The 22,242-nt window shown below is 38.4% G+C and carries 14 protein-coding genes; 5 read left to right on the top strand and 9 right to left on the bottom strand.

The window, feature by feature from the left end:
- Positions 1-663 precede the first annotated feature (663 nt).
- Positions 664-1,674, top strand: coding sequence for a helix-turn-helix transcriptional regulator (locus tag AC4MRQ_RS06630; protein WP_491196872.1), 1,011 nt, complete (start codon positions 664-666; stop codon positions 1,672-1,674).
- 249 nt (positions 1,675-1,923) lie between these two features.
- Here the strand turns inward: AC4MRQ_RS06630 and AC4MRQ_RS06625 are convergent, their stop codons facing one another.
- From AC4MRQ_RS06625 to AC4MRQ_RS06585, 9 genes are all read right to left on the bottom strand, one after another.
- On the bottom strand, positions 1,924-2,637 hold the full coding sequence (locus AC4MRQ_RS06625; protein ID WP_491196871.1) for a LytR/AlgR family response regulator transcription factor: 714 nt from the start codon (positions 2,635-2,637) through the stop codon (positions 1,924-1,926).
- Complete coding sequence (locus AC4MRQ_RS06620; protein ID WP_491196870.1) at positions 2,634-3,731, bottom strand: sensor histidine kinase; 1,098 nt, start codon at positions 3,729-3,731, stop codon at positions 2,634-2,636. The genes AC4MRQ_RS06625 and AC4MRQ_RS06620 overlap by 4 nt, the downstream gene beginning before the upstream one ends.
- Before the next feature lie 166 nt (positions 3,732-3,897).
- Positions 3,898-5,325, bottom strand: coding sequence for a CotH kinase family protein (locus tag AC4MRQ_RS06615; protein WP_491196869.1), 1,428 nt, complete (start codon positions 5,323-5,325; stop codon positions 3,898-3,900).
- A gap of 10 nt (positions 5,326-5,335) precedes the next feature.
- Positions 5,336-5,980, bottom strand: a complete 645-nt coding sequence (locus AC4MRQ_RS06610; protein WP_491196868.1) for a DUF2490 domain-containing protein — start codon at positions 5,978-5,980, stop codon at positions 5,336-5,338.
- Between the two features lie 100 nt (positions 5,981-6,080).
- Positions 6,081-6,779 carry a DUF4956 domain-containing protein gene (locus AC4MRQ_RS06605; protein ID WP_491196867.1) on the bottom strand — a complete coding sequence of 233 codons (699 nt, stop codon included), beginning with the start codon at positions 6,777-6,779 and terminating at the stop codon, positions 6,081-6,083.
- Positions 6,780-6,793: 14 nt separating this feature from the next.
- Positions 6,794-7,537, bottom strand: coding sequence for a polyphosphate polymerase domain-containing protein (locus AC4MRQ_RS06600; RefSeq protein WP_491196866.1), 744 nt, complete (start codon positions 7,535-7,537; stop codon positions 6,794-6,796).
- Between the two features lie 190 nt (positions 7,538-7,727).
- Positions 7,728-8,117 (bottom strand): hypothetical protein, encoded by a 390-nt coding sequence (locus AC4MRQ_RS06595; protein WP_491196865.1) that lies wholly within the window; start codon positions 8,115-8,117, stop codon positions 7,728-7,730.
- Positions 8,118-8,382: 265 nt separating this feature from the next.
- Positions 8,383-9,639, bottom strand: coding sequence for an Lcl C-terminal domain-containing protein (locus AC4MRQ_RS06590; RefSeq protein ID WP_491196864.1), 1,257 nt, complete (start codon positions 9,637-9,639; stop codon positions 8,383-8,385).
- Positions 9,640-9,744: 105 nt separating this feature from the next.
- Complete coding sequence (locus AC4MRQ_RS06585) at positions 9,745-10,944, bottom strand: Lcl C-terminal domain-containing protein (protein ID WP_491196863.1); 1,200 nt, start codon at positions 10,942-10,944, stop codon at positions 9,745-9,747.
- A 221-nt stretch (positions 10,945-11,165) separates the two neighbouring features.
- Between AC4MRQ_RS06585 and AC4MRQ_RS06580 the strand changes: the two genes are divergently transcribed.
- The 4 genes from AC4MRQ_RS06580 to AC4MRQ_RS06565 all read left to right on the top strand — a co-directional run bounded on the left by AC4MRQ_RS06580 (position 11,166) and on the right by AC4MRQ_RS06565 (position 22,204).
- Positions 11,166-15,239, top strand: coding sequence for a hybrid sensor histidine kinase/response regulator transcription factor (locus AC4MRQ_RS06580; RefSeq protein WP_491196862.1), 4,074 nt, complete (start codon positions 11,166-11,168; stop codon positions 15,237-15,239).
- Between the two features lie 821 nt (positions 15,240-16,060).
- Complete coding sequence (locus AC4MRQ_RS06575) at positions 16,061-19,177, top strand: SusC/RagA family TonB-linked outer membrane protein (RefSeq protein WP_491196861.1); 3,117 nt, start codon at positions 16,061-16,063, stop codon at positions 19,175-19,177.
- A 19-nt stretch (positions 19,178-19,196) separates the two neighbouring features.
- The gene (locus AC4MRQ_RS06570) at positions 19,197-20,750 is read left to right on the top strand and encodes a RagB/SusD family nutrient uptake outer membrane protein (RefSeq protein ID WP_491196860.1); all 1,554 of its coding nucleotides are present in this window, start codon (positions 19,197-19,199) and stop codon (positions 20,748-20,750) included.
- Between the two features lie 77 nt (positions 20,751-20,827).
- Complete coding sequence (locus AC4MRQ_RS06565; RefSeq protein ID WP_491196859.1) at positions 20,828-22,204, top strand: glycosyl hydrolase; 1,377 nt, start codon at positions 20,828-20,830, stop codon at positions 22,202-22,204.
- Positions 22,205-22,242 lie beyond the last annotated feature (38 nt).

Genomic DNA, 22,242 nt, shown 5'->3' with positions numbered 1-22,242 from the left:
TTCATCTTAAGGTATATTTAGTTTGTTATTATTCGTTTTAAAAATGAAAGCAGGCTGACAGAGCCATCTTTGGTAACGGGAACACGGGAAGTATTATACCCGAACAATTAGTTTGTCTGTTGCTTGCATGAATGTATTTATCACTAAAGCAAGAGAGAAAGTAATTGCCATTGATAATGCTTTCATCGCTTTCACTGGTTATCCAAAGATTGTATTCCCATCGAAGGGGTCAACCGGCCATTTGTCATTCTACTTTCATGTGAGCATTTAAAAGGTGAGGATGCCTCCTCAATCTCAGGAATCGAACCTGACCGCCAAAAGGCTTACCATAATTGATGTTGCTCTAACCAAGCTAAGCTATCCCTGATTAACGGGAGAAGGATTCGAACCTTCGACACACATCTCAACATGAATCAGTTGGAACAAAAACAGTACATTGAACTTAACCAAGCCAATACTATGAAGCTATACAGAAACTTGCATTTCGTTTGTGTTCTTCCTTCATCATTTCTTGATCTCCTATTGGAGAAATATTGTTTGTCACATAAAGAGAATCATCTTCAAAGAACGTTTTGTCATATCGACGAAACAAAGATTAAAGGCTCCTGCGCAGTCTTTTTGCGTACTTAATGTTTTTTTCTATTTTTCTTAAAAAAATGCATTATGCCTGTCAACAGAAATGCCCTTATTCGCTATACAACCATTGACAAATGCTTGCGAAACCGCTACCGTAAATGGACTTTGAAGGATTTGATTGATGCCTGCTCAGATGCACTTTATGAATTTGAAGGCATTGATAAAGGTGTCAGTCGACGTACGGTGCAAATGGATATTCAGATGATGCGCAGTGAGAAGCTGGGTTATAATGCCCCCATCATTGTTCAGGAGAAGAAATACTATACCTACGAGAATCCGGAATATTCGATTACGCAACTGCCATTATCAGAACAAGACCTTGAAAAGCTGGGTGATGCTGTTGAAATTTTAAAGCAGTTTCAGGGCTTTAGCCATTTTAAAGAGATGACTGGCTTAATTCAAAAGCTGGAAAACAAAATTTATACTGAGCATAACCCCAATCGCCCTATTATACACATTGAGCGAAATGAGAAACTAAAAGGACTGGAACACCTGAATGATTTATATCGGGCTGTGCTTAATAAGAAAGTAATCAAAGTTGAGTACCAATCTTTCAAAGCCATACGGCCAGGGCGCATCTACTTTAATCCATTTATGTTAAAAGAATACAATAATCGATGGTTTTTGATAGGTAAAATGAAAAAGAGTGAAATGATTATGAATCTGGCGCTTGACCGGATTCATTCTTTTGAAGTGATGGAGCATATGCCTTTTAAAGATGATCCGACGTTTAATCCGGATACTTATTACGAAAATGTAATCGGTGTTACAATCAACTCGGGACTAATGCCGCGAATGATTAAACTCTTTGTCAACAATGATAACAAACCTTACATATTAACCAAACCACTTCATTGGTCACAACACATTATCGAAGAGAGATCTGATGGGATTGTAATCACCATAAAAGTGGTGCCCAATTATGAATTGGAACGATTAATCCTTGGTTATGGAGCAGGCATTGAAATTCTTAGTCCTCCATCTCTGAGAAAACGAATAGGCAATATATTGGTTAATGCAGGTGAAATGTATAAGTAACCTGAATAATAGCTTTTGGAAAGGATACATAGTGTCATTTGTATTTATTTCAAACCCTTATCTATTTTATATACATATTGCCGATCCCTATACGCATTAGCTGTGGCTCTATATTAACAGGAAGCAAGGTCACTCTTGTGTGAAGTAAGCTTTAATAAAAGAAGAATCATCTCAATCTCCTAAACTACTCTTTTACCAAAGAGTCTGAATCCGCCCGGGTGGGTGATAATGAATAATGCAGATTACACTTTATCGAAGAAACTTGTTATCCAGAAATTCCTGGAAAGCATTTTTGTATTGGTCACTGATGGGAATGTAGGTTTTATCAAAAACAATGCGGTTACGCTCAATAGTGGTAATCTTAGCAAGGTTGACAATAAATGAGCGATGAACACGCATAAAGCTGGCTTCCGGTAAATGCTCCACCAGTTTTTTAATACTCATTAAGGCCATCACAGGAGCATCATTGTCCAGGTAAATGCGAACGTATTCGCGCATGCCTTCAATATATTTGATGTCGCGGTAGTTGACGCGCACTACCTTGTATTCCGATTTGATAAATAGGAAATCATCACCATGGCCGATTGATTCGGATTCCTCAGGTTCGGAGAAGTACAGATCCTTGGCTTTATTGGCAGCCTTCAGAAAGTCGGCATACGAAATGGGTTTCAATAAATAATCGACAGCATTTACCTTAAAGCCTTCCAGTGCATATTCACTATAAGCAGTGGTGAAAATCACTTTAGGTCCATTGCTCAATGTTTTTACAAACTCCATCCCACTTAAGTCGGGCATGTTAATATCAACAAACATGAGGTCGACATTATTACTTGCGACAAAATCCATGGCACTTAGAGCACTTTCGAATTGACCGCTAAGCTCAAGGAAAGGTGTTTTTTCAATGTAAGCAGCCATTTGTTTCAATGCCAACGGCTCGTCATCTATACAAATACAATGAATCATAGCGGTAATGTTAGTTTAACTATGTGATCATGGTTGGTGTCTTTAACTTCAAGCTGATATTTTTTACCATACAATAAATCTAATCGTTTACGGGAGTTAACTATTCCTATACCCGAAGAGTCATCATCCTGTTTCTTTTTATGATTTGAATTTCTGATTGTAAAAACCAGCTGCTCACCGGTAAATGTGATATCAATAGCAATAAAGGATTCTTTCTGGTAACTGATACCATGTTTAAAAGCATTCTCTAAATATGAGGTAAATAACAAAGGTGGAATAAATGTATCAGGAATGATTGAATCAATATTCAGTTCAATCTTCACTTTATCCGAATAGCGTAATTTCATCAGATTTATATAATGACGGATGAACTCTATTTCTTTTGAGATATGTATTTTTTCAGCTTCTGAATCATAAAGCAGGTGTCGCATTAATTTCGACAGGCGGATAATTGAGTCTTTTGCCTCTTCCGTATCAAAATCGATAAGTGAATGAATGTTGTTTAGTGTATTCATAAAAAAATGCGGACTGACCTGATTGCGTAAAAAGGCTAATTCGCTTTTCACCTTTTCTTTTTCCAACACGTCTCTTTCCTGTTCAAGTCGTGTCCATCTGAATGCAGTTCGTAATCCGGTATCAAAACCCAGAATAAGGATGGCCAGTAAAAAGGTGTTGACCTGAGGTGGTATAACCGGGCCTTTATCGCGCGGCTGAGGTCGATGAGGTGGAGGAAGATGCTTGTCACGCGGATATCCGTGTTGTGGCTGATGCATTTCCGGTGGTCTCCTTTGAGCTTCCAGGGGTGCTATTCTGTCGGTGAGCAATACAAAAGCAAATATGCAAGCAAAGCCAGTTAAAAAATAAAGCCACCGTTTTTTATTAAAGAGAATGTACGGAACTAGTACAAAATGATTGAGTAAAGACAGTGCCAAAAAAGGCAGAAGTCGTGCCCAGGTTCCAAAAAGTTTTCGCCAAAGCGACGTATCATTACTATCAGTGAAAACTAATGGTGAAGCGAAAATAAACAGCCAGATAGTTGCTAAGATTATATGCTCTGTGAGAAGGAGCGAGGGATGTTTATCTTTTTTAGGCATATGACAAATATAAAATATTCAATGGATATACGTTGCCATTGGTTGATTGGACTTAAAAGAGGGTGCCTTTGTTCATTATGATTCGTCTTGATACTTTATAAAGTCTAAATCTAATGATCTATTTAATAGCACCTAACCCATTCAGGCACCCTCTTGAATATCACTCTTATTTGTTTTCTAAATAGTCAGCAACGGCGTTGTTACGTTCTTGCACATGACTTTTTAGCTCTTCAATACTGTTATCAAAGTCTGAATTTCCGGTAAGGAAAGTGTAAGAATCACGCTCAGCGTAAGCATATTCCTTTAGCAGTTCGTAATATCCATCGTACAGATTGATCATGTCGGCCGGTATAAAAACCTGGTTGACAAAGTCGAGTAAGTATTCCTCATACATCTGTTCATATTCAGGAATGTCAATTAAGTAAGAAATTAATGGCCAATTATTACCTACTTCATCCATTGATAGACTCAATGCTCCGCCTTGTTTACCAAATTGTAAAGCTTCGTTATTATCCCACGGAATCCAGGTCAGTAAACCATCGGCCGGATTGTTATAGAGGTAATAATTATGTGTCATCCGACCATAAGTATCCCAATTCTGTATAATGGTGTTGGCAGCCAGCCATTTCATAAAACCATCCACGTTAAAAACACTTTCCAGTTCTGTTTTCCATTGCTCTGTATCACTGGTTCTTGTTGATGAATTAATCTTTGTATACAGCGCATATACATCTGAATAATCACCTTCTTCTTCATTGCTTTTCTTTTCCATCTCACTTTCATCGTATGTGCCATTAGCAAAGCTCGCAGCATCACCGTCGGGTTTATAAAGGTTTCCACTGTCATCGTTCAGTTGTGACTCCAATACTGTATCATCAACTTCTTCCACCAAGGTATAAACACCATAATATTCAGAACCATTACCTTTATCCACATAAACTTCGCAAAAAGTGGTTTGTGCTGATGTTAAACCAAACTGGCGAAACAGATCGGCAGTGACTTTTTCACGCAAGAGTGAACCATCATCATAGTTGTTATTCAGATTGAGTTGTTTAAAGCCATAAAAACGCTGATTTTTCAATGCCGGATAATCATCTTCAAACTCATCAAAATCAAGTTTAAAGGAAAGTTTGTTGTTACCTGATTGGTAAGCCGAGCGTAGACTAGAGTTTCCTTTGAAGCGGATGCCTACATTGTACCATTCGGTATCATTAAATTGAAAAGTACAGGGTACCCAAACCGGATCAAAATCTACAGAGCCGGGTCCACCTCCTCCCGGTCCACCTCCCCCTGGTCCTCCACTTGAATTACCGAGGTTAGAAGCCAAATCAGATTGCATGGTACTCCAGTTACTTTCCTTAATTGCAATATCAAATCGAAGCACAGTATTTTGCTCAAATACAATGTTATAATCCGGGTTTACATTATTACTGTGGGTTGTTTCTGTCCAGTCAGGATAAGTTTCAGGATCAATAATAACTTCTTCTTCCTGTGTGTCATCCGGTTCAATGTTGTCATCGTTTCGACAGCATGTAAAGGTTATCAACAAACTGCTGACGAAAAGGATAAAGCTGATTTTTTTTGTGAGTTTCATATTATAGAGTTTAAAATTTGAATTTATAACCAACATACATAATGTGCTTGTTTTCATACCTCTGCATGTAGTAGTCGAGTTTGTAGGCCAAACTTATTGAGTTGGTTTTGTTGATTTTATAATCAGTTCCCAAAGTGTACCTGACTTTAAAAAGTTCACTGTTGGTGAATTCCTGGAAGAGTTCTGCCCCTGCATATGGTGTCAGCTTACACTTTCGGATATTGTACTCAACGCCACCTTTATAGCGGAGGAATTCACCATTTTCATTATCCTCTGAATAATTCGTATAGCGTAGACGAATTTCTGGTTTCCACCTGTTGATTTTAAAATTGTATTTGGCATCAAAGGCGTAGCGTTGCAGATACTCTGTATCTTTTGTTTCACGCTTGTTAGCCACAAAGCGATAACTGGCACCAAGAGCAAGACGTTTAAACGGGTTGTAAACGGTCTTCAGTTCCATAATGTATTTATCTATGGAATAACTTTCATCAAAACGAAGTTCAGGTGTTGCAACCAGTTTTAGATTATCCAAAAGTTTATAACTCAACTTAAATTCGGTGCGGGTTTGATAAGTGTTATCTACATCCTGTGCCTGACTTGCCAGAGTGCTTATCCATAGAATGGATGCTATTATATATATCTTTTTAAAGTTCATGTGTATATATTTTATCTTCATTTGTCACATGGAACTCTCGATGAATTTTAATCATTCTCTTGTGTGAATATTAGAATGCTAAATTCATGTTCGTTTCATGTTACTTAGTTTTATTTCCGTTTGCACTGTAATAGAGGGTGATGTCGGCTACATCGCGCAGAAAGTCAATCTTATTAATTTCATAGCGGCTGATATTGATACCTGTTCTGTTACGAATATCTTCCAATAGCTCATCATGCTTGAGAAGGTGAATATTTTCAATATGTTCGTAGGTAAGCTGCACAGAAAGTTCTTGCTTAAGTGCCAATCGTTTTTCTAAGAACCATAGGCCAAAAACGATAACCATATTCGTAAGAACCAACTCAGCATAACTCACCTTTTTGTTGGATAGAGCGTTAATAACTGAAATGCCAATGACAATAAATAAGTATGTCATTTCTTTGATTGGAATAGCATCGGTTCGATAGCGCAGAATACCAAAAATAGCAAACAGCCCCAGTGCAAACCCTAATTCAAGCTTTACATTACTCAACAGGTAGCATAAAAGAAATACAATAACGCCGATGACAATAAAGCTGAAGTAAAAGTCTTTGCGTCGGCTTCGCCTGGCATACATAAAATGTACCACCGAAAAAATAAGGATTGTATTAAGTACCAGTCTTAATAACAACTCGGTAAAGTCGTTGACATTGATCAGTTTAATTCCCAATAAGCGAAAATTATCTTCCCAATCTGGTAATTGGTTGACAGTTTGGCCAACCTGCTCAATGCCAGTTTGTATAATTTGTTCAATAGCCATGTGTGTAATTTAGATTAGTTAGAGTTTTTCAATGTCTTTGATAGTCGTCGCAGGTTTGGTTTAAAGGCATTGTGTTTAAGGTGGCCGTCGGTTAGTGCACGACCAATACAATATTTGCTAAAGCCCGATTTCTTGATGCCCATCTTCAATAGAAGCTGAGAAAGTTTTGAATTGGCTGGTCCGCCATCTGTCTTAACCTCAATAATGGCCAGATCATCAAGATCAATCTTTTGCTTATTGCTCTGAAAACGCAGGTTGATATCAATTGTGCAACGCTCATCGAATGATTTACTCACCAATGTAATCCGGCGGAATTGATTTTGTGTGGCCGGTACCAGATCATTTGCAGAAAAAGGACAATTACAGTCTAAAAACATTTGCTCATCCGCACCAAATACTGTGCTCTCCATATCTGTCAATATTCGTTCTTTTATGGTTCGTCCTTTATTGCTTTTCCGTTTGATTTCAAGAAATGAGATGCCAGAGTCAACATATGTTCTGTGCCTGACTTTAAAGCGATTTAATCTTCCGTTATGGTGAGCTTTGTACATACTGTTTATCGTCGTGTCATAGTATATGGTTGTATAAGACAGAAGCTGCTTGTTTTCGATTTCTAGTATGTAATAATGGTCGCTACATTGCTTTAGTATCTCTGCCAGTTTGCTGCTGTGAAACCAATATTTGGTATCAACCCGGTTCATAAGCTGAACCTGTTCTATGTCTTTTAGCTGTATTGGATCATAATATGGAAGAGTCATAAGAATTGGGATTAAGGGTATAGTGTGCTTTAATGTTTCGCTGACGTATGACGGTGACGATAAGTAGCTTGTGACTCTTTTGTCTCAGTATCAAGATGATTATCAATCCCGTCTTTAAGAATCCATAGTAGCAAGAGGATAAAGGCCACCACATAGAGCAGTGGCACTAATTGATATAGACGTTCCCTGTTCATCGTTTCTGAGGTTTGCGTTTTTGCTCCTTTCTCTCCTCGAGGAAAGTTGTGTATGCTTCTTGCTGTGCTTCGGTAAGTTCATTTCGAACTTTATTTTCAAATTCACTTCTCAGATTTTCCATTTCTTCCCTGGGAGGACGTCCCTCTTTTAGCCTTTCTTCGACATGTTTAAAATGATCTGTGTACAATGCTCCAATTTTAGTGCTTTGTGCTTCGCTTAAGGAAAGCTCATCACTTAACTTATCAACCATTTTTTCAATCTGTTCTGCATCCGGCAAAGGACGATGACCCTTTTGTTTCTTTTGTCCTTGCGCAATAGATAAAGTGCATACCATTAGAGCTACTAATAGTAAGTTTAGCTTTTTGTTGTTTTTGAAATTCTTCATGGTAATTAATTTTAATTGTTAGAGTTACAGATGATACACATGCAGATTTTGTGTGTTCTAATGTTATATATCAAATGTACCGTGAAGCCTGTGGGTATGAAAAAGCAATCAATGGATCGGGATTAATCATCTACGAATTGGAGGAATTGGTCGATGAAGAATTGGAGGGGATTGGTTGTTAGCTACAACCACCTAAGTTGGAAACAATAAAAATGCCACCTGAATTTGGTGGCATTTTAAGAAAAAGTTTATTAACTCAATTAACTTATTCAGCATCTCTTACCAGGCGAACAAAGTGTTCGAATCTGACAACATCACCTTGCGGACCATGTCCTGAACTGTAGTCGATCCCATTATCGTATTTTGGATCGCTTCGTTGTGCACCAGCTCCATGTACATCTATTGGCGTTGTGGCTCCGTTTGGAAAGAAACCTAGAGCTTCACCAAAGCAAATGTATACCGCAGATGATGCAGAGTGAAGGTTTAAGTGAGTTGTGCTGCTCCAAAAGAAGGGATAATCTTCCAACCCACCTTCGACTATAATTTTTGAAATATTAAAAATCGGATCAATAGCTGCGCTATTGGTAGCTTGCGGTGAGCGTGTGTAATCTACAATGCTCTGTAGTTCTTTAGCATTAGGAACACGCCAGTCGTCGTAACCCCTGTGTTTTTGCTCATTCATGGTTTGTGCCCATTCAAGAGCATCGGCCCACTCCATTGCCTGACCACTATCTTCCTTATCCCAAATTAAGTTGGTAGCCTTATCTGCTATGGTATTATCTCCATTATCCACAAAATCATTGATACCATATGAAGTGTTGCCTCTTACTAACTTCACGGAATAATCTTTTTCTGTTCCTCTTGAACTATAGGGATAACCTTTGATACGCCCATCTGCCAGGTTTAATCCAAACAGGGTTTCGTCCTGTCCCATAGTATAACCCGTATATTTTGTGCTGCTGTAGTATTGCACATCGATAGCTCGTTCGCCATTCGCAAAATAATCAAAATCAAAGTATTCATCATCAATAAATGGAACGGCATTGCCCGGAGGTTGAGATTCCATATCCTGACTGCTCACATCGGTACCATTAAATTGTATCAGTGAGTATAACTCTTTGATTGTTGGAATTCGCCAATCGTTATAGTCTCCATTATTTTTCTCATCCAGATATGCCAGTGCTTCAGAATGTGTCATTCGCTGATAACCTTTTTCCCAGATAAGACCGGTGATATCATCTGTTATTGTACCATCTGAATTTTTTGTGTAAGATGGTTGATTACCTGAGAACTGTGCATCCTGCCCATAATATGTGCTGCCTTTAGCTGGTGTGCTCGACATTTGTGCATCATTATCATAGTAAGAGGATTGTTTTGAGTCAACAATGGGATAATTAATTGTCAATTCAACTTCTTTGTATCCATTATTACTATCGTCATTTGGTTCATCTGTAATTTCATCACTCTCACAGCTGAATAATGATAAAGATAGTAAGGCTGATAAAATAAAAATATTCTTCATGACTTTCAGGTTTTAATTGTTTCTAATGTTGTTAGCTGCACTAATAAGTTGTAGTATAGCGTTTATATTATCAGAAATGTGGTATGAATAGGTAGATTCATATCGTTATCTGTTTTGACTATTCTCTGCTTTAATATCGCGCACCAGTCTTACATGATTATACACATACCTGATATCGCCTTGGGGACCATGATACTGTGGGTAGAGTTTTGCATTACCTGATTTTGGGTCGCTTCGTTGACACCCGGCACCATGCACATCCATTATTTGGTTATGCATCTTGCCTAGCCCTTCACCAAAACAAATATACGCGGCACTGGCATATGGGTTACGACCATCCAGATGTGTGGTACTGGTCCAGAATTGTGGATAATGACCTTTGCTGCCATCGGGATACCTTATTTCAGAAGTGTAAAATAGGGGATCGATAGCTGGAGAATTGCTTGTTTGTGGAGAGCGGGCATAGTCTACAATGCTTTGTAACTCTTTAGCGTTAGGTAAACGCCAGTCACTATAGCCTGCAATGTTTGCATTTTCGGCATAAGAAAGGGCCTCTTCCCAGTTACAGGCAATACCATCGTCAGCTTGTTGCCACATTAGTCCTGTAGCCGTGTCAGATATGGTTCCATTGCCATTATCAACAAATTTATTGATACCGTAATCAGGATTACCCCTTACCAAACGCACATACAATTGATTGTCTTTATTCTTACGACGGTTAAAAACCGGATAGCCCTTAATACGTCCATCAATAAAATTCACCCCAAACACTGTTTCGCTTTTACGCATCGTGGTACCGGTGTATTTAGTATCTGACCATGTTTGTGCATCAATTTCTCGCTCTCCTTTCGATATGTCCCCAAGTGGTTGTTTGAAGTACCTGGTATCAATATATAATTGATTAGCGGTTTTATTTCTAGTCAGCTGGCCGGTAAACAAAATCAACGAGTACAGTTCTTTTATAGTTGGAACGCGCCAGTCGTTATATCCACCTAATGATGAATTTTCGGCTTTGGCGAAGGCCTCATTATAACTGACCTTCTCTCCCATTTCGGAGGCCCACATCAAGCCGGTTACATTATCCGTAATTGTGCCATCCCCGTTGTTGGTGTAAGATGGTTGATAACCGTTGTATTGGGCATCTTGTCCAAAAAAAGCTTCACCTTTTTTTGGAGCTTTTATGATGCTTTTATCATTGTAACATATACTGACACCAGTATCAACGATTGGGTAGCTTTTAGTTTGCGCATTGATAGTCCATTGGAAGATAAATAAGGCAATGATTATAATTGAATATGTTTTCATATCAGATTGATTTATGTATTACCAAATGTAATTCAGGAAATTGATTTTAGTAAAAGCAATCAATTGATTGGAGAAACAAATCAATAGATCAGGTGTTTTGATCAATTAATTGAGGAAAAGATTCATCCTTAAAGGTTAACAATGTACAGAAGGTTGATTTTCGACTCATTAGCCATGAATAAAATTTGTTTCTTACTTTTGTATTAGTCTCAAATGGATTTATGGAAAGTCAAATCAGGTATAATTTCCTCATATCGGCACTTCTCTGTATTACAGGGTTATTTTCATCAGTTTTAGCGAAGGATTACCAAATTAGTTATTTATCGGTAAAAGATGGGCTATCACAGAATGAAGTCACATCAATCATACAAGATATGTATGGGTTTATGTGGTTTGGAACAAGGGGTGGGTTAAATCGTTATGATGGCTATACTTTTAAACATTTTAAACCAGAAAGAAATAAACAAACGAGCTTGGTTAATCCTTCCATCGAACGTTTGTATCAGGATACGCTTGGAAATATTTGGATAGGAACCAAATCCGGTGGATACAATATCTATGATGTTAGAACAGAGAAATTTTTTACACATAAGTTTTACGAAACAGTTCCCAATCGAATTGTATCCTTTAAAGCAGGAGTAAAATCCTCAATGTGGATTGGTGGTTGGACAGGGGGCTTGTGGGAAATTGATACACGAACCGACTCTATTAAACATTGGCTTGGCAATTCAAGAGTCAACTCTATTATACAAACAAAAGACAGTATCATTTGGTGCGGGACAAACGATGGGTTACGCTACGCCAAAGAAGGTGAGGCATTTAAAACCTTGCAGTTTGCATCAGGATATAATGAAATTACCGAAATAATTATCGATGAAAAAGGCCAACCTTATTTGTGGTTGGTTGGCTGGGAATTGAATCTTGTTCGTTTCAATTATAAGGATCATACTTTTACCCAATATAATTTGCCCTGGGATAAAAATAACCTATCACCAAAAGCCTATTCGTTACGGCAGGATAAAAATGGAGATATTTGGGTTGGAACATGGGGCGATGGATTATTTCGTTTTGATACGCGGTTACAGACTTTTGAACACGTTGATATTAAGCCTAAAGAAATTTCGGATACAACCATTGATTTCGACGTAATACTTGATATTTATGAGGATGCAGAAGACGATATTTGGATTGGTACCGATGGAGGAGGAATTGTAAAACTATCGTCAAAAAGTCAGTTTAATACCTTAGGAGCAAGCCTTAAAAATGGTTCGCATGAGCGCCATGTTAACACCGTCTGTAAAGATTCGAAGCAAAATCTGTGGATCGGTACCAAAGGGAGTGGAGTGTTTGTGTCTGAGAAAGATGGACGCATTGAAAAAGTGGATTTTTTACCTTCTGATCGCTTATATGGTAAAGAAGGTATTGTTGTAAAAAGAATTCGAGAAGATAAGGCGCACAACATTTGGGTGAGTATTAACGAAGGATTATATATTGCTCAAGTAAATGCAGAAGGGTCATATTATTTGTTGAATGCGTCTGCGTTTTTTAAAAGCCCTGAATTAAGGAATGTAAAAAAAGCCCATTCGATATTATTTGATGGCGATAATATTTGGTTTGCTACTCAGCAATCAGGATTATTTCATTATCGAATAACAGGGTCAGAATGTAAACTTATCCGGCAGTTTATCTCAGGTAATGAAAATGGGCATCTGCCCATTGATCGGATAACAACTTTATTATTAGATAATAATGATGATATGTGGGTTGGCACCTACAAAGGATTATTCAAATTTCATACGAGTGATTCAACTTTTATTTCACTAAATGATTTACTTGTCGACAATCAAAAGCCCATATGCGATATCATTTTAAGTACGTGGATTGATGATTCAAATACCTTGTGGTTTGGTACGCCCTGTAGTCTTAATAAGTTAGAGAAAGTAGATGAAAATAAATACAGCCTGAATGACTACAGCGTTAATGATGGTATTTCAGATGATTACATCAATGGGATTTTAAATGATGATAAAGGTAACTTATGGTTGAGTACCAATGCTGGTATTTCGAGGTTTAACCCTAAAAATGAGACATTTCGTAACTATGACGAGTCAGATGGCGTAGGTGGATCAAATTTTTCGGAGGCAGCTTGTTTCAAATCACCAGATGGCACATTATACTTTGGTGGATTCTCAGATCTAACCTTCTTCAAACCGGGGAAGATAAAGAAGAATAAAACCTCGCCTCCAATTGTAATTACAAGCTTTAAAATATTAAATAAGGAGGTGCCCATTGAAGAAGATGGGTTATTACCCACTTCAATTAATGAAGCTGATAACCTGGTTTTTACTCATAGGGAGTCGGAGTTTTCAATTGAGATGGCATCGTTGGATTATAATGCTCCGCAACGTAATCAATATGCATATTGGTTAGAGGGGGGAGATGAGGGGCTGATTAATATAGGAACGCGCCGACACATATCATTTAATAACCTGAAGCCAGGACAGTACACTTTACATCTAAAAGGAACAAATAGCAATGGCGGATGGAGTGATCAGGAAAAATCTATTAACATTAAAGTACTGCCAGCCCCCTGGCGATCATGGTATGCAGTTGTAATTTATATTGCTCTCATTATGTTGGTCGTGACCTTTATTACCATGATTAGTAAGAAACAGGAACGCCTGATGAATGCGGCTAAAATGCAAAAAGTGCTTAGAGAGCAGGAGCATCAGATTAATGAGTACAAATTAAAATTCTTTACCAATATATCGCACGAGATCAGGACTCCGCTTACTTTAATTATGGCTCCTGTAAATGAATTGCTTAAGAAAGATTTGTCAGATTTACCGGCCTCCTTTGTTAAAAACAAAATGCAATTGGTGCACCAGCATACTGTGCGTCTTTATAATCTTATTAATCAGTTGTTGGAATTTAGAAAAATTGAAGCTGGAAAAATTAAGATATCAGCCTCTCAACAAGATATTGTTGAATTCATCAATGAATATTGTCAGGCGTTTGATGATCTGGCTGATAACAAAAAGATATCTTTTAAAAAGAAGTTCAGGATTAAGCAAAGAGAATTGTTTTTTGATAAAGAGCGGATTAGCGTTGTACTCAATAACTTATTGTCAAATGCCTTTAAATTTGTTGGTGAGCCAGGCGTGGTTGAAGTTAATGTAACAGAAAATTCCACAGAGGTATTAATTAGTATTAGTAATAATGGGAAAGGCATTAAAAGCGAGCAGATAAAGCACTTGTTTGAACGATTTTATCAGGTTCCTGGAAAGCAAACAGTTGGGAGTTCAGGTATAGGACTGGCACTTGTTAAGAGTTATGTTGAGCTTCATAATGGACGCGTTGAGGTGGAGAGTCAGCCAAACAAGTTGACGACTTTTACCGTGATCTTACCAAAGGGTAAAAATCATTTTTCAGATGATCAGATCAAAGAACATGATGATAGCAAGGAAGCGACAGTGATAGAACCGTTATCAGAGACTAAAAACAAAACAAGATCCATTAATGTAAAAACCAAAGGGGCTAAAGTGCTGGTGGTTGAGGACAATGCAGAAGTTCGTTCATACCTGCTTGATTTATTATCTGATCAGTTTGATCTGCTGGAAGCCAGAGATGGAGCTGCTGCCTTTGATTTAATCATCGACCAAAAGCCGGATATTGTTGTGTCCGACGTTATGATGCCTCGAATGGATGGATTTGAATTGTGCGAAAAAGTGAAATCAAATGAACTGACTTCTCATACACCGGTACTGTTATTAACAGCTAAAGGTACATCCCAGGATCAACTGTTTGGTACAAAAAAAGGAGCTGATGCCTACGTAACAAAACCTTTTGAACCAGAGCTGTTGATTGAAAAGATAAAGCAACTTGTGGCAAGCAGGAAGCAGCTAAGTGATAAGTTCTCACAAAAAGTTGTACTTGCACCTACCGATGCAGAGATCAAATCAGAAGAAGGGGAATTTCTGGAGAAAGCGATTAAAATTATAGAGAAGTACATGAGTGATTCAGGTTTTGATCCTGAAAGGCTGGCTTCAGAGTTGGCAATGAGTACTTCAACATTTTATCGTAAGATCAAGAAACTCACAAAGAAAACACCTGGTGAATTTGTTAAAGAAATTCGTTTAAAACGTGCTGCCCAGTATCTTAAGGAAACCAACCTCACTGTCTCAGAAATAATAGAGAACGTCGGTTATCAGGATATTAAGAACTTCAGACGCAATTTCAAGCAAAAATATGATATGACACCTTCTGATTTTCGAAAGGAAAATAAAGATGACTGAGGTTATTGCAAATATCTTGAGCATAGCAAAATTGTCTTGAGGAGGATAAAATAATGCTACAGGAAGCAAAAATTCTTAGCAGGAATACCAAAGAGTATAACAGGAATAGACGAAATTAAGCAGGAGAGCAAAAATATAATATTTTCACGCTCCTGTAGAGAAAACATATCGTCCTGTAACTACATCGTATTTCTTTTGTAATCAAAAATTCTATTCAGTGGGATAACGAAGTTGGGATATATCTAATTCTTTAGATTATTTCCTGCAATTCGACTTCATTAATTAGGGTAAAGTCATTCCACTATTAGTTCGGTTTTTTATCAGTTTGCGAGCTGATCAGTTATGTGCTAACTTAAAATTATAGCAAAAATTGCAGTTTGTTAACATTTGTTATCAATTTTAATATGTATTGTATGTCAGGTGATTATGATGATGTATTGCCAATGTGCCCCCCTGTTTCTGAAAATTTTGAATTGCCTCTTTTGACAGTATTTGCCTTTTTAAATGATGCTTTCATCTTAGAAAGCTGTGCGTTTAATTCTCAACTTGCACAATGATAAAAGGGCTGAATTCAAATTAAATTTCCGCCTGTTGAAATTCAATCTTTAAAAGAAACAATCATGGAAAGTAAAGAAATAGAAAGTCAGCTTAAGAGTGCAAAGAAAACCAAAGTGCTGCTGTACATGGTACTGGCGATTTTGGTTGCGATAGTCCTTATGGTCGTGGTGCTTTAAGTTAATATGGCCTTAAGAACAGTATTCCAATGAATACAACACATTGCAATAACTAAAGTTAAATATTTTAGATTCAAGTTTATGAAAATGAAACGATTAAAACTAAAACAGTTACTCCTGCTAGTGGGAATAGTTCTTACTTGTAGCTTGTCAGTATTCGGACAAGGCAGGTCAGTAAGTGGAGTAGTAAATGACACAAAAGGCGAGCCAATACCAGGCGTATCCGTTATAGTGAAAGGAACAACTAATGGCACTATTACTGATATAAATGGTAATTATAACATATCTGTTAGTACCAGTGATGCAGTTATTACTTTTTCATTTATTGGAATGAAGACCCAGGAAATTATTGTTGGCAGTCAGTCAACAATTGATGTTGTATTGCAAGATGAAATGGTAGGGGTTGATGAAGTAGTGGTTGTTGGTTACGGCACACAAAAGAAGGTGAACCTTACAGGTGCAGTTAGCACAGTAAAGATGGATGAAGCTGTTAACCAGCCGGTCACCAATAGTTCTCAACTAATGTATGGTCGATTTACCGGAGTTCAGTTAACACAAGGTAATGGTTTACCTGGTAATGATGGTGCATCCATTCAGATTCGTGGGGTTGGTACATTCGGGGGAGAAACGAATCCCCTGGTGGTGATAGATGGTATGCAGTTCTCATCAATGACAGAGTTTAATAATCTGGCACCATCTGATATTGAATCAATTTCTGTACTAAAAGATGCATCGGCCAGTGCCATCTATGGTGCACGCGGAGCTAACGGGGTAATCATTGTAACCACTAAAGGGGGCAAAGAAGGTGATGTAAAGGTTGAATACAATAACTACTTTGGCTTACAAGAGGCTACCATTATGCCTGAATACCTTAACGCTGTTGATTATGCAGAGTTAATTAATGAAAAGTTTGCCAACGAAGGTGAAGTGGCACGTTATACACCAGAACAGCTTGAATTAATTAAGAATGGCAATGCGCCTGACCAGTTTGCACAAACCAATTGGGCTGATCATGTTCTTGAAAAAGCACCTATACAAAATCATTATCTGTCGTTGTCAGGAGGTAATAAAAAAACTAAGTTCCGATTATCATTGGGTTACCTGGATCAGGATGCGATTTTGGTTGGAAAATACAAATCACAGCGTTACAATTTCAGACTAAACTTAAATAGCAAGGTTAAAGATTGGTTAACTATCAACAATAACTTTAACGGATATTGGAAGGCCTTTAACGGCCCTAAAGGTGGCGCCGATGCAGTTAATGAAATTATGTATCAATTCTCGCGTAATGCTCCAACGATTCCGGTATATCTATCAAATGGTGAATACGGACATGTTGATGGGGCTTTTTACAATCAGAATGCATCCTTAATGACTAAGAATGCAGTTCGGGAATTAAATCTTGGTAACTACGAGCAGGATCAATACACGATTAACGATCGTTTAGCTGTTAATATCACCCCATTATCAGGGCTATCCATTGAGTCGAGTGGAACTATAAATATGCGATTTACCAACACTTCTAATTTCACACCACGCTGGGAGATGCGTGACTGGAATGGTGACCTGGTTAACTACAATGAGTTTAATTCGCTAAGGAATGAGGCTGCATTCTATTATAAGCTGATGAATGAAAATGTTGCCAAATATACACGCCAGTTTGGAGAGCATAATATTACCGGAATGATGGGAACATCGGTAATCTATGAAACGAGTGATGGTTTTAATGCTTCCCTTTCAAACTTTCCTTCGGATGATTTAGAAGAGTTAGGTGCAGGTGGTGTCTTAGATCCATCGGTTGGAGGAAGCAAGTGGGAAGAATCATGGTTCTCGGTATTTGGTCGAATCAACTACAGTTTTAAAGATCGTTACTTGTTAGAAGCTAACTTAAGACGAGATGGTTCAAGCCGATTTGGTCCCGATAATAAATACGGTGTTTTTCCATCGTTCTCAGGAGGATGGCGTATTAGTGAAGAGCCATTTATGGATAACCTTTCCGATATTTTTGCTAATCTGAAGTTAAGAGGTAGCTGGGGAGTAAGTGGTAATGACCGTGCAGTCAAAAGATATGCATATAGCCAGGCTTATAACTCTGGATTGGACTATGTATTGGGCGTTGAAGAAGCACCGGTTGGAGGCGTTGCCCTCACATCACTTGCCAATCCTGCAATAGCTTGGGAAGAGACTACTCAGTTTGATATTGGTTTGGATGCCGGGTTTTTAAACAACAGGCTTCAGCTTGTTGCTGATTATTTCGAGCGAGAGAGTAAGGATGTATTGTATCAGAACTTTCCTATACCATCAACATTAGGTGTATCATCACTTCCTGCACAGAATGTCGGAGACATTATTAATAAAGGTTGGGAATTAGGGATTAATTACTTCCAAAAAGTTGGTGATTTTGAATTTTCAATTGGAGGTAATGTTACCAATATGTTCCTGAATGAAGTAACCAGCCTTGGAGCGGGAGGTGAGGAAACAATTACTAATTCTTCTATTGTTAGAGTTGGTGAAGTTTTTAACGCATATTATGGATTGGAGGCCATTAGCATCTTCCAAACACCCGAAGAAGTTGCTGACGCACCTGTACAATTTGGAGGAACAACCACTTCACCGGGAGATATCCGCTATAAAGATCAATTAACAGTTGATACCGATGGCGATGGTATACCTGATGCTGGTGATGGCGTTATTAATGATGACGATAGAGTTGTGATTGGTAATCCTCATCCCAAATGGATCTATAGTTTTAATGCTTCGGCATCTTATAAAGGATTTGACATGAGCTTTAACTTCCAGGGGTTAGCAGATGTGGATCGTATCATGATGGGTAACGGACAAACACCAATGACCGATGACCGAAGAAACGTATTGAGTTATTGGAAAGATCGATGGACCGAAGATAATCCGAGTGCCTCATTACCTCGATTAGGACGAAATTTCCAGAATGACAGAGTTTCAAGTTTTTATGTGGAAGATGGTTCATACCTGAGGTTGAAAAACCTGGAATTTGGATATACATTACCAAAATCGATATTGTCACAGGCGGGCATCGATAAATTCAGAGTATTTGTTTCAGGACAGAACCTCTTGACTTTTACCAAAATGGACAATTTCGATCCCGAAAGGAAATCAACCAACGTGAATGCACGAAATGTACCGTTAACCAAGGTTTATACAGTTGGTGTTAATTTATCATTCTAATTTGAAAAGTGAAGAAGTAATGAAAAAGTATTTAATATATATCGCAATAGCCATATTTAGCTTGGGATGTTCGGAGGATTTCTTAACCCTTAAGGACCCGACAAATATTGCAGAAGATAACTTTTGGCAAAGTGCCAATGATGCACGTTTGGGAATTAATGGTATTTATACGGTTCTTCAAGCTAACGGTATGTATGGTGGTCATTTGAATGGAGGCATGGGAATGCCGGCATACGATTGTTTATCTGATAATGAATACAACGCCTGGAAGTGGGAAGGCGGAGGGATTTTCGTCGTTGGTAGTATTGATCCATCACATTGGTTCTTCAGTGGTTTATGGAATGACCTTTATAAGGGTATTGTGCGTTCCAATTCTGCTATAAAGAATATTGGGATGATGGATGAGTCAGTTATTTCAGAAGAGGATAAAAATAACTATCTGGGTCAGGCCTATTTTCTGAGGGCTTTATTTTATTATCACGTGGCATTGTATTTTGAAGAAGCACCACTGATTACAGAACCACAAACACTGGAGGAGGCTTATGTACCGAAAAATACTGAGGCTGAGCTTTGGCAACAGGTATTCGATGATCTTGATAAGGCAATTGAAATTCTGCCATTACCTGCTGATCAGGATGAAAAAGAATATGGTTATGCAACCAAGGGTGCAGCATTGGGACTGCTTTCCCGAGTTGCTTTATACAAAGGACAGCATAATGATGTGCTTGAAGCAACACAGGAGTTACTATCATTAGGATATAGTTTAGATCCTGATTACGAGCAGTTGTTCACCTATGCTGGTGAAAACTCAGATGAGATTGTTTTTCCGGTTAAATTCTTATATGGTGACCTATATTCAAATGGCGAGAAATTTTCTGCCACATTCCTGCCGAAGCCAAAAGTGGATGTACAACCTATGCCAAATATGGTGAATGATTATTACTGTAATGATGGTTTACCAATTGATGATCCTGCATCAATTTACAATCCGGATGATCCAAAAGAGAATCGCGATCCGCGTGCCATCGCATCTGTATATTTTAAAGGAGATATCTTCCTTAAAGATCCTGAGAAAGTTTTTACAGGGAATACAAACACCAAGTTTGGTTTGAAGAAATACGTCCGTGATGATGTAGACGTTTATGAAAGAGCCGTTTTTGAGGCTGGTTCGCAGGACTTTTATCTGATTCGTTATGCTGATGTATTGCTAATGCGTGCAGAAGCTTTGGTGGAATCAGGAAGTGTTGGTCAGGAAGTCTATGATTTAATTAATACTGTTCGTCAGCGAGTTAATATGCCAACAGTTGAATCTGTTGAGGGCAATGGATTATCACAAGATCAGTTAAGAGAGATTATACGTCACGAACGCCGTGTTGAATTGGCATTCGAAGGTCTTCGTTTCTATGACCTTAAGCGATGGGGTGAAATGGAGGAAGGATACAATCGAATTGCCACTGACGCCATCCAAGGATATCTGCCATTGTATCAGGGAAAGAAGTCTGAGGTGTTTGCCATTCCGCAGGAAGAAATTGATGTGAATAAGAATCTTGTTCAGCATCCGGCCTGGCAATAGGTAAAGTGATAAAAACGGGGCAAGAGTACCTGAAGTTTAGTTTTATCCTCTCTTTTCATCTGTTAAACAATATTGAAATGAAGAAATTATTAATGATATTAAGTGCCGTGGTATTCTTAACGGCATGTGAGAAGGAGACACCGGGATTTGATCATGAATTACCTCCAAAAGAAGATATCCCGACAACAATTACCAAGAAAGGTGTATGTTTAACCACCAATGGGTTTACCTGGTCGTCACGTGTTTCTGATTTAAAAGGACATTGGCATTATTCATGGGGACACGAGTTGAAGGATATGGAGCCGGAAAACATTGAGTTTGTACCTATGTTCTGGGGCCGTCAGGTAAGCGATGAAAAGGTGGAGTACCTGAAGCAGTTAAAGGCTGAAGGTAAAATCGAATATGTTTTAGGTTTTAACGAACCGGATGGTGAAGACCAGGCAAATATGACTGTTGATGAGGCAATCGCATTATGGCCTAAATTAGAGTCAATTGGTTTGCCACTTGGTAGTCCGGCTCCTGTTGGCGGCACCAATGAATGGATGAACGAGTTTATGACACGTGCAAAAGCAGAAGGTTTACGCATCGATTTTGTTGCCATGCATAAATACCCTGGTCCAAATGCAGAATCTTTTTTGCAAAAAGTAAAAGAGGTATATGAGGCTTATGGATTGCCAATCTGGATTACAGAGTTTGCAGTGGCTGACTGGAATGCGACTACAGTTGAGGATAATAGATATACGCCAGAGCAGGTACTGGCTTTTATGAAAGCTGTTCTGCCTCAGCTGGATGCACTTGATTATGTTGAAAGATACGCATGGTTCTCAGGTCAGCCTGATAATAATGCCCTGGCACCATCTGCTTTGTTTGATGCTGATAATAACCTGACACCACTGGGACAGTATTATGCCTATTACACACCAAATGAAGAAATAGGACCAGGTGTGGAAGCTCCTATCTATGATAATGTTGAGGGTAACTTAGTTGAAAACGGAAATTTTGGTAACTACAATGTCTATGGAACAACAGATAACCTGTCGGAGGCTGAGGCACTTGCCAAAACTGTTGGATGGTATGGCTATCAGTTCGCAGCTGAGCCTGATGATGCAGTTGAAGGATGGGCTTGCAAAATGTTAAACGGTTGGAGCGGTGATTCAGGTCTTAACACTAAGTTTCCTGTTACAGCCGGTAAAACATTGAGCATCACCTATTCGGTAAAGTGGTTAGGCCTCGATGGCGGTATTAAAATGGTTATTAAGGATCACGATACCAATACGAAGCTGACTTTACCGGCAGAAGCTGTGCCAGTTAAAGCATCTGAAAATAATCAGTGGGAAACTATTTCTTATGAATTTACTGTTCCGGACGGGGTTTCTAATCTGCGTTTTACTTTCTGGAAAGGAAAAGGAACATCACCGTGCTTAATTGACGAAGTAATAGCTAAGGAGAAATAAGCTGTTTTTGCCAGAAATAGTCTCTATCAGACCAATAA

The organism is Carboxylicivirga sp., from assembly GCF_982718395.1.
The sequence above is the reverse complement of the archived record's forward strand: the minus strand, read 5'-3'. Positions and strand labels throughout refer to the sequence as shown.